Annotated in this window: 12 protein-coding genes; 5 read left to right on the forward strand and 7 right to left on the reverse strand. The window is 32.9% G+C overall.

From position 1 onward, the window contains the following. Position 1: 1 nt before the first annotated feature. Together BTR34_RS00355 and BTR34_RS00360 are read left to right on the forward strand one after the other, a co-directional pair. Positions 2 to 535, forward strand: coding sequence for a DUF3124 domain-containing protein (locus tag BTR34_RS00355; RefSeq protein WP_068484558.1), 534 nt, complete (start codon positions 2 to 4; stop codon positions 533 to 535). A gap of 62 nt (positions 536 to 597) precedes the next feature. Then, a complete protein-coding gene (locus BTR34_RS00360; RefSeq protein ID WP_068484557.1) occupies positions 598 to 936 on the forward strand; it encodes a GIY-YIG nuclease family protein in 339 nt (112 codons plus the stop codon). Between the two features lie 6 nt (positions 937 to 942). Here BTR34_RS00360 and BTR34_RS00365 read toward each other — a convergent pair whose 3' ends face one another. Then, positions 943 to 2,157 carry a Pycsar system effector family protein gene (locus tag BTR34_RS00365; RefSeq protein ID WP_068484556.1) on the reverse strand — a complete coding sequence of 405 codons (1,215 nt, stop codon included), beginning with the start codon at positions 2,155 to 2,157 and terminating at the stop codon, positions 943 to 945. Between the two features lie 39 nt (positions 2,158 to 2,196). Beyond that, the gene (locus BTR34_RS00370) at positions 2,197 to 3,474 is read right to left on the reverse strand and encodes a hypothetical protein (RefSeq protein WP_235843199.1); all 1,278 of its coding nucleotides are present in this window, start codon (positions 3,472 to 3,474) and stop codon (positions 2,197 to 2,199) included. A gap of 217 nt (positions 3,475 to 3,691) precedes the next feature. Between BTR34_RS00370 and BTR34_RS00375 the strand changes: the two genes are divergently transcribed. Continuing rightward, positions 3,692 to 5,323 (forward strand): long-chain fatty acid--CoA ligase, encoded by a 1,632-nt coding sequence (locus BTR34_RS00375; RefSeq protein ID WP_068484554.1) that lies wholly within the window; start codon positions 3,692 to 3,694, stop codon positions 5,321 to 5,323. Between the two features lie 43 nt (positions 5,324 to 5,366). Here BTR34_RS00375 and carB read toward each other — a convergent pair whose 3' ends face one another. Together carB and rpmH are read right to left on the reverse strand one after the other, a co-directional pair. Next, positions 5,367 to 8,219 carry a carbamoyl-phosphate synthase large subunit gene (carB, locus tag BTR34_RS00380; protein WP_068484553.1) on the reverse strand — a complete coding sequence of 951 codons (2,853 nt, stop codon included), beginning with the start codon at positions 8,217 to 8,219 and terminating at the stop codon, positions 5,367 to 5,369. 89 nt (positions 8,220 to 8,308) lie between these two features. Further along, entirely contained in the window at positions 8,309 to 8,476 is a 168-nt protein-coding gene (gene rpmH / locus BTR34_RS00385) for a 50S ribosomal protein L34 (RefSeq protein WP_068484552.1), read from the reverse strand. Positions 8,477 to 8,727: 251 nt separating this feature from the next. On the opposite strand from rpmH, the gene BTR34_RS00390 reads away from it, so the two are divergent. Further along, on the forward strand, positions 8,728 to 9,243 hold the full coding sequence (locus tag BTR34_RS00390) for a hypothetical protein (RefSeq protein WP_068484551.1): 516 nt from the start codon (positions 8,728 to 8,730) through the stop codon (positions 9,241 to 9,243). A gap of 2 nt (positions 9,244 to 9,245) precedes the next feature. Here the strand turns inward: BTR34_RS00390 and BTR34_RS00395 are convergent, their stop codons facing one another. Together BTR34_RS00395 and BTR34_RS00400 are read right to left on the reverse strand one after the other, a co-directional pair. Next, positions 9,246 to 10,202: a lytic transglycosylase domain-containing protein gene (locus tag BTR34_RS00395; protein WP_068484550.1), complete on the reverse strand. Its 957-nt coding sequence runs from the start codon at positions 10,200 to 10,202 to the stop codon at positions 9,246 to 9,248. Between the two features lie 65 nt (positions 10,203 to 10,267). Continuing rightward, positions 10,268 to 10,930, reverse strand: a complete 663-nt coding sequence (locus BTR34_RS00400; RefSeq protein WP_068484549.1) for an alpha/beta hydrolase — start codon at positions 10,928 to 10,930, stop codon at positions 10,268 to 10,270. 175 nt (positions 10,931 to 11,105) lie between these two features. Between BTR34_RS00400 and BTR34_RS00405 the strand changes: the two genes are divergently transcribed. After that, entirely contained in the window at positions 11,106 to 11,402 is a 297-nt protein-coding gene (locus BTR34_RS00405; protein WP_068484548.1) for a GNAT family N-acetyltransferase, read from the forward strand. A gap of 34 nt (positions 11,403 to 11,436) precedes the next feature. Here the strand turns inward: BTR34_RS00405 and mtaB are convergent, their stop codons facing one another. Continuing rightward, a complete protein-coding gene (mtaB, locus tag BTR34_RS00410; RefSeq protein ID WP_068484547.1) occupies positions 11,437 to 12,765 on the reverse strand; it encodes a tRNA (N(6)-L-threonylcarbamoyladenosine(37)-C(2))-methylthiotransferase MtaB in 1,329 nt (442 codons plus the stop codon). Positions 12,766 to 12,772: the final 7 nt, after the last annotated feature.

Below are 12,772 nucleotides of genomic sequence, written 5' to 3' on the forward strand. Positions count from 1 at the left end.
ATTGAAGAACATAAAAATTATTTTAAGTAGTATTTGTTTTTCGTTAATACTAACGACGGTGACATCTTGTAAAGATGATTCAAATGAAGAAACTTCGGTTGAAATTCTTGATGAACACCATTTAGACCGAAGGACAAATACTATTATACAAGATTCATTAATAAGACAAGTATATGTACCTATCTATTCTGATATTTATAATCAGAACAGAGATACGAGAATATTGCTAACAGCTACTTTAAGCATTAGAAATACAAGTATTAAAGACAGCTTGTTTGTGAAGAAAATTGATTATTACAATACTGAGGGAGATTTGGTAAGAAATTATATAGATTCCCCTGTCTATCTTAAACCGATGGAATCTATAGATTATGTTATTGAGCAGCAAGATACTTCTGGTGGTAGTGGAGCAAATTTTATAATCGACTGGTATTCTAAAAAACAACTAACTCCTTTGTTTCAAGCGGTTATGGTTGGCGGATTAGGTGCTCAGGCATTTTCTTTTACTACAGAGGGTATTGAAGTAATAGAATAATTATTTTATAACTTCCATTAATAACCTAAAACATGCAGAGGTCTACATTTTAAACCTATAATATGTATTCTATATACGTTATTGAACTATCTAAAAAGATATTTACAGAAAATAGAAAATTTAGAGAAGCTAACCCACAATTTAACGGTGTTTTAGAATGCCTTTATGTGGGTATGACCAGCAAAACACCAAAAGAACGTTTTGAACAACACAAAAACGGTACTTTAAGTAAAAAGGGGCATAATTTATCATCTAAAATTGTACATAAATATGGTATGTATTTAAGAGGTAGCTTATTCAATCATCTAGACCCAATAAAAACTAGAACCGAAGCATTAAAAATGGAAGAACAATTAGCAATTGAGCTTAGACGTAAAAAATACGCTGTTTGGTATAATTGATATTAATTATTTAGGTGTGGGAGTTACAGCATCTAATAGTTCACCTTCCATACCATAATATTTTAGTGCAAATCCGAATGCTACGACCGATAGAATTATGCCGGTAAGAAATACGGTATATGTCCATCTTAATAGCCTATATTTTTCCTGTAATACCTTTCCTAAATAATACAAATCCATGCTTAAAGAATCATAGATAGATTCTTTATCCTTTATAATATCTCTTAATTTCGATTTAAAGTCATTCAATTCCATTGAGTGGAAATTTCCAAAGAACAAGAAATTTGTATCCTTCTTCTTAATATCTTCTCCAACAATATCAGAATTACTCACTTTGGGCCTTGTTGCCAAAACAGACATAATCATGGAGGCTATACTAAACAGAATGAAAATTACAGTTGGGTAAATGAGATAAGAATTTGATGGAGAATCTAATTTCGGCAACAAATTAGCCAATAAAAGAGATATAATTATAGCATTGACGGATAATAAAATATTTGCCTTTGTATCTGCTATGTCACTAAGTTTAATATGGTTTCTAAGTTCTATTCTATATAAGGATTGAATAGCCCGTTGCGGACTCTCATCTTTCAGTTTTGCCTTTAAAATTTCTTTCTTTTCGGTTTTTTCCGCTTTCTGAAGTCTAGATATTAAAGAAAGTATATTAAGTTCTTTTTGTTCTTGCCAATTTTCTTTCGCGTAATCTGTATAAAACCTATGTTTTACTCGAAGTTTTTCCACATAGTTTAATCTCCATGTATCCAAATCGGGAATTGTTTGGTGAAAATTTTCTTTTTCTAATCTCAATAACTGCAGCATTTCTTCAAAATCTTCAGACGCATAAAACCAAGTTCCCACATCCTTTAAAATTGCTTCAGAAGAATTATTAGGCTCGTCATCTTGCCAAGTAATTTCTATTAAATGAATTACCTCATCAATAGCTTCTTGAGAACAATTATTTTTTTGTAAAAAATTGGTCGCTAATTTTACACTTTCTTTAATATGATTATTATAATCTACAGCAAAACCAGCATGTATAAACCATGAGGCAATTAGTACTTTATGTTCATCTATATCTTTTGAATCTTCTATAATCTTTTTTGCTTTATTAATGGTCCTGTTAGCATAACCTTGACTATGAAAAAGAAAGTTCTTGTTCATCTGATCGGACAACAAATTTTTAATATATTTTTCAGTTTTCAATACTATAGACTTATTCATCATTATAAGTTTATTGGTTTTTACTATTCATTTCGAATTCTAATTACTAGCACAATTAAAACAAGCCATTTGTGCTTTGGTCATCTTTACATCTTCGGACCCTTTTAATGCTTCAGTCAATTCTTTACTTTTCAAAAGCTCTTGTTGAAATAGAATTGCATAGCTAATAAGATCATCCCGTCTATTTTTTATTTTCGTAATTAGTTCCTTGCCGTCCAACTCATAAATTTCATCGGACCAAACAGAGAAAGACGCCTCAATAACCTCATCTGTTAATAAAAGCTGTAATTCCTTAGCTTCTTGCTCAAAAGTAGATTGTGGTATATCTCTCATGAAATAAACATCAAACGGAGAAATTAACCCCGGTAAAAAATCAATTTCATTCTCAAAAGACTGTACTTCAGGAAGTAATGCATTGTTTGAAATTATTGTAGGCAATACGCCTTCGAGATTAAAAAATGCATTATCCCTGTCACAAGGTAGTGGAATTGCATTAATTGAATCTCCAATATTTTCTATTGCCCATCCCCATTGTTTTGCATGGCGATCCCAATCACCGATTAATAAATCAAATAAACGCGCCCTTACCAACGAATTTATATTAATCCCAACCTTGCTAGAATTATTTATTTTAAGTTCTTGCAGGTCATCTGTATCCACTAATGAATCTACATTTTTTAGACCTAACCATTTGGCATTACCTTTTGTTTCATATTCTAATAAGAACAGACGATTACCATATTTATCATTATATGAAGATAACCTCTCGTGTTTTGGCACAAAAACGACTTTAGGTTTCGTATTTAGAATTTTGGCTTTTTCTGAAAGCTGAGCCACCACTAATGCGGCATAAGGATGTTGAGCGGAAATACCGTCAACTACTATATTTTCAATACCTAAAGTTTTAGCAACTTTTGGCACTAACGGAGAAGGGTCTTTAGAAACGCTCCGCAATGTCATTAATGTACCATTATCTTTCTGTAATTTTAAAGAATGAGTTTGCTGTCCGCCACCTTCCTCTAAAACTTTTGCATTCCCATCTAAATTATTTAAATATAAGATAGGTACTTTAACAGGTGTAGACCATGCTTTTCTATACTGCTCGCCCTGCATCACGTTTTTAATACTATTTCCTTCATATAAAGTGCTAGCTGCAACTAAAACAGAGTCATACCTTTCAAAATCTATCTTTTCTACATCTGAAAGCCCAACAATCTCACAAGTATCAAAGGTTTTATCAGTGCTAGACAATGACCAATAGGTTAATCCTAAAAACACTAATACTACGACAACCATAACCGATACTACTCTTTTCAACCTTAATCAATTTAATTTAACACCAGACAAGATTAATATTAAAAGGTAAAATTGGATTATATAATAAAATAATTTTTTAACCTAAAAGAGTAACTTAAAGATTATATGCCGCCAATAGAATTTCTATGTCTGATAATGTTAATATTTTAATGATTTCTCTCTTTAATTTCATTAAATTTAATATTCAAGCAATTTTTTCACTTTTAACTACGCTTTTATGAACGGATTAATAATGGATTACCCACTTACCACAAACACCATTTTAAACTATGCCAAAAGCGCCTTTCCTGATAAGAAACTAATTTCTCATCTACCTAACGGAACTCGACACGAATATACATATGGAGCGCTTGAAAGGCGTTGCTGCCAATTAGCAAACGCCCTAAAAAATAAACTAGGAATTACAAAAGGTGACATGATTGGTACTTTTGCTTGGAACCATTATCAACATGTAGAGCTTTACTACGGTATACCCGGAATAGGTGCTATTTGCCATACTATAAATATTCGTTTGTCTTCTCAACAAACCGAATTTATCATCAATCATTCAGAAGATAAAGTAATTTTTGTGGATGCAACTTTAGTTCCGCTTCTAGAAAAAATTGCGCCAAAATTAGAAACGGTAGAAAAATATATCATTATAAATGCTCATGATGGTTTTACTACTTCGCTATTAAATACAATTCATTATGAAAAATTAATTGAAGATCAATTAGACACTATTCAATGGCCTAAACTGAATGAAAACGATGCATGTGGTATGTGTTATACAAGTGGAACAACAGGTATGCCCAAAGGCGTTTTATATTCCCATAGATCTACGTATTTACATGCCATGACCATTTTATCACCAAATGCAGGAAATTATAGTAATGACGATATAATACTACTAATAGTACCTCAATTTCATGTTATGGCATGGGGCTTTCCATATATGTGTCTTTTAACTGGCTCAGATATGGTAATGCCTTCACTTCACCTACAACCTGAGGCAATTATTAGAATATTAGAGCTTGAAAAGGTTAATAAAGCAAACGGTGTACCTTCTATATGGATGGGTGTATATGAAGAATTGAAAAAGAATCCTCCAAAAAAGAAATTAGCATTAGAAGAGTATTTAGTAGGAGGCTCTGCACTAACCGCAAGTTTAGTTGAAAATTTTGAAAAGGATTTTGGTATTAAAGGAGTACAAGCATGGGGAATGACGGAAACATCTCCTCTTGGTACTGCCAGCAGGCTTCAAAAAAAGCACAAAGATTTAACCCTAAAAGAACAACTAAAAATAAGAGCTAAACAAGGTATCGAATTTCCTGGTATAGAGATGAGAGTTGTTGGAGATAACGGACAAATTGCACCACGCGATGGCAGAACTATGGGTGAGTTACAAGTAAAAGGTGCTTGGGTTATAAAGTCTTATTTTAAAACGAATAACCGAGATAATTTTACAGATGATGGTTGGTTTAGAACAGGTGATGTAAGCACTATTGATGCTGATGGTTACATGGAAATTACGGATCGTACTAAAGATTTGATAAAAAGTGGAGGTGAATGGATTTCTAGCGTTGCCTTAGAATCCGCATTAATGGCACACCCTAATATTAAAGAAGCTGCCGTAATTGCTGTTCCTGATAAAAAGTGGGCAGAAAGGCCGTTAGCAACCATTGTTCTAACAGATATTAACAAACCAATTTCTAAGGAAGAACTGAAAAAATATCTTTCTAAAGATTTTGCTAATTATCAAATACCGGATTACTACGTCACCATAAGTCAAGTACCAAAAACAAGCGTAGGTAAATTTGATAAGAAAGAAATTAGAAAGTTATATGCAGAAGGAAAACTTAAACAATAATCTAGATTTCCTTCTACCTAAAACACAAGTCTATTAATTAGACCTATTTACTTAAATACATTTTACGCCTTGCATAAAGGTTGTAAAATTCATCATCTTTTAAACTATCAATGAATAGAATACTTTCTCCGGTGCTCTTCATTTCTGGTCCTAGATTTTTATTAACGTTCGGAAATTTATTAAAAGAAAATACGGGTTGCTTAATAGCAAATCCTTCAAGTTGAGGATTAAATTTAAAATCTTTCACTTTCTTTTCTCTCAACATTACTTTAGTTGCATAATTAACATAGGGCTCTTTATAAGCTTTGGCAATAAATGGTACGGTACGGGAAGCTCTTGGGTTTGCTTCAATAATATAGACCACTTCATCTTTTATTGCAAACTGTATATTAATGAGCCCAACTGTATTTAATGCCAGAGCAATTTTCTTAGTGTGATCCTTAATCTGTTGCATTACCAATTCACCTAAATTAAATGGTGGCAGTGTTGCATTAGAATCCCCTGAGTGAATTCCGCATGGCTCTATATGCTCCATTATACCTATAATATAAACATCTTCGCCATCGCAAATAGCATCAGCCTCTGCTTCAATGGCACCATCAAGATAATGGTCTAATAAAAGTTTATTATTCGGTATTTTACGAAGAAGATCTACAACATGCTCTTCTAACTCTGCCTTATTAATTACAATTTTCATTCCTTGCCCTCCTAGTACATAAGATGGCCTAACCAATAATGGAAAGTCTAACTCATCTGATAATGCCAATGCTTCTTCGGCCGTTTCTGCTACGCCAAATTGTGGGAAAGGGATATTGTTGTCTTGTAGTAATTTAGAAAAGTTCCCTCTGTCTTCTGCAAGATCTAAAGCTTCAAAACTAGTACCTATTATTTTAATACCATATTTAGATAGTTTTTCCGCTAATTTAAGTGCTGTTTGACCACCTAATTGTACGATTACTCCTTCTGGCTTTTCATGACGAATGATATCATAAATATGCTCCCAGAATACGGGTTCAAAATAAAGTTTATCAGCCGTATCAAAATCGGTTGAAACCGTTTCTGGATTACAATTAATCATTATTGTCTCATATCCACATTCTGCCGCAGCCAAAACTCCATGCACACAACAATAGTCAAACTCAATACCTTGACCAATACGGTTAGGTCCTGAACCTAATACAACAATCTTTTTCCTATCCGTAACTACGCTATCGTTTTCAACATATCGAGTTCCATCTGGTTTTTCAATTTCAGCTTCAAAAGTTGAATAATAATAAGGTGTCATTGCTTTAAACTCAGCAGCACAGGTATCTACCAACTTGTAAACCCTATTTATATTTAGCTCAGTTCGTTTATTGTAAACTTCGCTTTCATAGCAGTCTAACATATGGGCTATTTGCCTATCTGCAAATCCTTTCTGTTTTGCCTCTAAAAGCAAATCTTTAGTTAGGGTAGCTATAGTATATTTTGAAATTTCTTTTTCTAAGAAATTTAATTCCTCATATTGTTTAAGAAACCACATATCTATTTTTGTGATTTCATGTATTCTACTTAATGGTATACCCATTTGTATAGCATCATAGATAACAAAAACACGGTCCCAACTCGGTATTGTTAACTTGCTGATAATTTGCTCATAGTTTTTATACCCTTTACCATCCGCTCCTAAACCATTGCGCTTAATTTCCAACGATTGTGTGGCTTTGTGTAATGCCTCTTGAAAAGATCTCCCGATACCCATTACTTCTCCAACAGACTTCATTTGTAAGCCTAATGTACGGTCCGAACCTTCAAACTTGTCGAAGTTCCATCGTGGTATTTTTACAATTACATAATCTAAGGTTGGTTCAAATAAAGCCGATGTTGATTTTGTAATTTGATTATCTAACTCATCTAAGGAATAACCTATAGCTAACTTTGTTGCAATTTTAGCAATAGGATAGCCCGTAGCTTTAGACGCTAAGGCTGATGATCTAGATACTCTTGGGTTAATTTCAATTGCTATTATATCTTCTTTTTCATCTGGACTAACGGCAAATTGTACATTACATCCTCCTTCAAAATCACCAATACTGCGCATCATTAAAATTGCCATATCTCGCATTTTCTGAAACGTTTTATCAGATAATGTCATTGCTGGCGCAACTGTTATAGAATCACCGGTATGGATCCCCATTGGATCCATGTTCTCAATGGTACAGATGATAACAACGTTGTCATTTTTATCGCGTAGTAATTCTAATTCGTACTCTTTCCAGCCCATTAAGGCTTTATCGATCATTACTTCATGTATTGGAGAAATTTCCAAACCATAACTTAACAATTCATCAAAATCTTCTGGCTTATACACTATAGAAGCACCTGCCCCACCTAGTGTATATGACGCTCGTATTACTAACGGAAAGCCAAATTCTTGTGCTATTTCTTTTCCTTTTAAGAAAGACGTTGCTGTTGCTTGCGGTGCCATGCCAACACCAATCTTTAACATCAACTCTCTAAATTTCTCTCTATCTTCAGTTATATTAATTGCATCAATATCAACTCCTATCAATTCAACCCCAAAATCTTCCCAAATTCCTTTCTTATCAGCCTCAATACAAAGATTCAAAGCAGTCTGCCCACCCATTGTAGGTAATACAGCATCAATTTGTGGATGAGCTTTTAGAATTTCTACAATTGATTTTGTAGTTAAAGGTTTCAAATAAACATGATCCGCCATAGATGGATCTGTCATTATCGTTGCTGGGTTACTATTAATAAGTATAGTCTCTATACCATCTTCGCGTAATGATCGTAATGATTGACTACCGGCATAATCGAATTCACACGCTTGACCTATTACAATTGGTCCTGATCCTATTAATAAAACTGAGTTTAAATCTTTTCTTTTTGGCATTTTTGATATGAGTATTTTGGGAATTGGTCAAAAAAAAGGTGCTACTTTCAGAAAAGTAACACCTAAATATTTTAAAAACTATAAAATCATTATTTTTTATGTCTTGGTTCAGAGGAAACAGTTAATTTCTTTCTTCCTTTTGCTCTTCTTCTTGCAAGAACCTTTCTACCATTTACGGAAGCCATACGCTCACGAAAACCATGTTTGTTCTTTCTCTTTCTTTTTGACGGCTGATATGTTCTTTTTTGTCCGGGCATGTTTTAAACCTTTTCTATTATTTGATATTATCACAAAATCTTCTGTGAAACTGGGCGCAAATATACAAAGACTTTTTTCTTTAGCAAGGGTTATGAAAAAAATATTTTTATAAATCCGTACGTCCGAAAACGAAGCTTTTGATTAATTTTGCCGAAATTGAAATTAAGTACTGAAATAGCTCTATTTTAAAAGCATTTCAAACAAAAGTACATTATATTAACACCACTAAGCAAACCAAATAAAAAGTCGTATGTTCAATAAAAATTTAAAATTAGTTATTGCAGGACTAATAATCGCCTACTCCGTTTATCAATTCATTGAAGGCAATATAGGAAATGGTATTTTTCTTATACTACTGTCATTAATTTTTATCTTCCTATATTTTAGAAATGAAATTATTCTTTTAGCATTTTTAAAAATGCGTAAACAAGATTTAGCAGGAACCAAAAACTGGTTAGACAAGATTAAAAGCCCTAAGGCAGCCTTAACTGTTAAACAACAAGGTTATTACAACTACCTTCATGGTATCATTTTCTCTCAAACTAATTTAACTCAAGCTGAAAAATACTTTAAAAAATCATTAAAATTAGGTTTAACAATGGACTACGATGTGGCCATGGCTAAACTTAGCTTAGCTGGTATTGCAATGCAGAAGCGACGCAAAAGAGAAGCTACGATGTTACTTAATGAAGCTAAAAAATTAGATAAAAACAATATGTTGACGGATCAAATAAAAATGATGCAACAACAAATGAAAAAGATTTAAACCTATTTCGTTTCTCTGTAATAGCCTTTATTAGGAATTTCAACAGTGTATTTTTTACCTGAACTATTATTTAAATGCGGCTCTCTCAACCACGGATTGTGCCGCTTTAATATTTTATAGTTGATTTCATATTCTTGCGCAAAATCTGCAAAATCGCTAACTGGTTTATCAATTTCAACATTAAAGGTCGGTACCGCCTCATAAAGATCTTCCTTTTCTATATGAAAGCCATACTTTTCTGGATTAGCCAAAATTTCTTTTATAGCCATTATCCTAAACACATACCTACCTGTTTCATCACCTAACAACAAGTCCCAATAATTATCCACTTGCTGAATACCCATGTATTTATTTATTGCACCTGGCCCAGCATTATATGCTGCAGCGGTTAGTGCCCAACTACCATATTTATTTTTCCATTTATTCAAATACTTACAAGCTACCTCAGTAGATTTCTCCAAATGATAACGTTCATCGACATTGGAATTTACCTCAAGTCCATACTCCTTTCCCGTTTCTCTCATTATTTGCCAAAACCCGGTTGCGCCTGCTGGAGACACCACATTGGTAAGGCCACTTTCAGCAACTGCTAAATATTTAAAATCATCAGGAATTCCATTTTTAGCTAAAATAGGTTCTATAATTGGGAAAAATTTATTTGCTCGTTTTATTAGTAGCAAAGCATTTGATTGCCAATAGGTATTTACCAAAAACTCACGATCTACCCTCTCCATAATTTCTGGATCTTCTTGTGGCACAACTTCCCCAGCAAAATTTAAATTTTCAGGAATATCAATAGATGATATCTTATAGGATTTTGCAACATTTTTCTGAATACTATCATTAACAACAACATTGTTTTTTGGTGAAATAGCATCAGTACCTTGAACCGCAAATATTAACGTTCCAGCTACAAACACTACACCTAATAGCATTAAAATATTTTTTATAGTTTTCATGGCTTTATTTCTTTTAAATTTTCTCTTTCTACAATATTACTATCAAAGGTATATATAGAACTTTCTTATTCCAAAATAATTGTTGGTAAGTTCTCGTTAAACCATTTTGCTCTATGAATTATCATGGTATGGGTACCATTTTCTAAAGTTATACAATCTTTAATATGTAAAATTGGAAATACAGTATCCTTATCTCCTTGTATATGAACCAGGTTTTCAATTGGAATTTCTTGCTTCCAATTTACTACCTTATCTATACACCAATCTATATAATATTTATCACGTACAGATAAATAACGCTCATATAAAGAAATTCTTTTAACTACACTTTCTCCAAAAGCATACTTAGCTAATAACTCAACATTATTGACCAAACCAGTAGGCAATAATTTATGAACCTTAGTATACCTTGCAAATAACATTCTTTTAGGTAACTCATATCTAGTTTTTACACTAGACACAATAATAACCTTTCTTACATTAAGAAAGGTGGTCATTTCTTGAACTAAAAGCCCACCTAATGACACACCTAACAATACTACATTATCGTGCTGAACCCTAGTGCACATGTTTTTAGCATATTCAGCTAGCGAAATTCCTTTTGCAGGAATGCTCCACTCTAAATAATGTAATTCAAATTTATCCGTAGGTAGTTTAATATATTCAAAAATGGCAGGACTTGCCGCCATACCTGGCATACAATATATATGTATTAAATCATCAGTCATAGTTAGCAAACGTAGTAAAAACTAGGAAATTAATGTTTTTTTAACTATGTTTGAAGTAGAATGCGAAAATCACCTTAATATTAGGCAATAATCTTTATAACATTTTAACAACTATAAATTGCGGTATGAGAACATCGTAATTTTTTTGTCTAATAGCAACACTAAAATTATCTATATGAACGATGTTATTATCAAGGACAATTCTTTTCTGCGCCAATTTGAAACTACTGTAGATGGTCATCTTGCCAGAATTGAGTACTCTTCTCAAGAACGTAAAGTCTTTCTAACAAAACTGGTAGTACCAGAAGAGATTACAGACGAAAGTTTTAGAGAAAACTTCATTAAAGCTGTTCTAAGTACAATTCAAGAAAAAAACCTTAGAGTTGTTCCTACAAGTCCGCACATCGCAGGATTTTTAAGAAAAAACCGACTACAGTATAAAGAAATGCTACCTATTGGTATTCGAATCTAAAAAATTAAAAAGCCTTTCGAACGAAAGGCTTTTTTTATGCTTCTACTTTTTCGTTCACAAAATTGAACCTAACCAACCCATCATTATCTATTTCTGTTAGATGAACAGGTTGAAGTGTATTTACCAATTCTGGATTCCATGGCGATTTTACTTTTACGTAATTTTCGGTAAACCCATGAATGTAACCTTCCTTATTTTCTCCTTCAAATAGTACCGTTAAATCATTGCCAATTTGACTTTCATAAAATGCCCTTCTTTTCTTTACCGAAAGCCCTCTTAACATTTTACTTCTCTTGTTTCTAACTTTATTTGGAACCACCCCATCCATTGTTGCTGCCGGTGTATTCTCTCTTTCCGAATACGTAAATACGTGTAAATAAGAAATATCTAAATCATTTAGAAAATGATACGTTTCTAAGAAATGCTCCTCTGTCTCACCAGGAAACCCTACAATTACATCAACACCAATACAACTATTTGGCATTACCTCCCTAATCTTCTGAACACGATCTTTATATAGGCCAGTCATATAACGACGCTTCATTAATTTCAACAAATCATCGCTACCGCTTTGCAATGGTATATGAAAATGAGGTACAAAAGTTTTACTTTGCGAAACAAAATCAATTGTCTCATTCTTTAAAAGATTAGGTTCTATAGAAGATATACGTAAACGATGTATTCCATTAACATCATCTAATGCCTTAACTAAATCTAAAAAGGTATGTTCATGCTTTTTATTTCCGAACTCCCCTTTACCATAATCGCCTATATTAACACCTGTTAATACAATTTCTTTAATACCTTGCTCGGAAATATCCGCAGCATTTTTTATTACATTCTCTAACGTATCACTTCTAGAAATACCACGAGCTAATGGAATTGTACAATAGGTACATTTATAATCGCACCCGTCCTGAACCTTTAAAAAAGCTCTTGTTCTATCGCCTATAGCATAACTACCTACATAAAAATCAGCATCGGCAATTTCACAAGAGTGGACTTTACCATGATCATTTTTAGTTAAATCATTTATATAATCGGTAATTTTAAATTTCTCCGTTGCACCCAAAACTAAATCCACGCCATCTACATCGGCCAGTTCTTCTGGTTTTAATTGGGCGTAGCAACCAACGGCAGCAATAAAAGCATCAGGATTTATCTTCTGTGCTTTTTTTACAATGGTCTTAAATTTCTTATCCGCATTATCGGTTACAGAGCAGGTATTAATTACATACATATCTGCTTCTTCAGAAAAATCTACCCTATCGAATCCTTCGTCTGCAAAACTGCGGGCTATGGTAGAAGTTTCGGAAAAATTCAATTTACAACCTAAAGTATAAAAAGCCACTTTCTTCTTCATCTAAAAA

It is taken from the genome of Maribacter hydrothermalis, from assembly GCF_001913155.1.
GTDB classification, from domain to species: domain Bacteria; phylum Bacteroidota; class Bacteroidia; order Flavobacteriales; family Flavobacteriaceae; genus Maribacter; species Maribacter hydrothermalis.

Bases quoted from the DNA above. Each gene is read 5' to 3' on its own strand.
- carB (WP_068484553.1), bottom strand. From the start codon at position 8,219: ATGCCAAAAAGAAAAGATTTAAACTCAGTTTTATTAATAGGATCAGGA.
- BTR34_RS00375 (WP_068484554.1), top strand. From the start codon at position 3,692: ATGAACGGATTAATAATGGATTACCCACTTACCACAAACACCATTTTA.
- mtaB (WP_068484547.1), bottom strand. From the start codon at position 12,765: ATGAAGAAGAAAGTGGCTTTTTATACTTTAGGTTGTAAATTGAATTTT.
- BTR34_RS00400 (WP_068484549.1), bottom strand. From the start codon at position 10,930: ATGACTGATGATTTAATACATATATATTGTATGCCAGGTATGGCGGCA.
- BTR34_RS00395 (WP_068484550.1), bottom strand. From the start codon at position 10,202: ATGAAAACTATAAAAAATATTTTAATGCTATTAGGTGTAGTGTTTGTA.
- rpmH (WP_068484552.1), bottom strand. From the start codon at position 8,476: ATGCCCGGACAAAAAAGAACATATCAGCCGTCAAAAAGAAAGAGAAAG.
- BTR34_RS00405 (WP_068484548.1), top strand. From the start codon at position 11,106: ATGAACGATGTTATTATCAAGGACAATTCTTTTCTGCGCCAATTTGAA.
- BTR34_RS00390 (WP_068484551.1), top strand. From the start codon at position 8,728: ATGTTCAATAAAAATTTAAAATTAGTTATTGCAGGACTAATAATCGCC.
- BTR34_RS00365 (WP_068484556.1), bottom strand. From the start codon at position 2,157: ATGAATAAGTCTATAGTATTGAAAACTGAAAAATATATTAAAAATTTG.
- BTR34_RS00360 (WP_068484557.1), top strand. From the start codon at position 598: ATGTATTCTATATACGTTATTGAACTATCTAAAAAGATATTTACAGAA.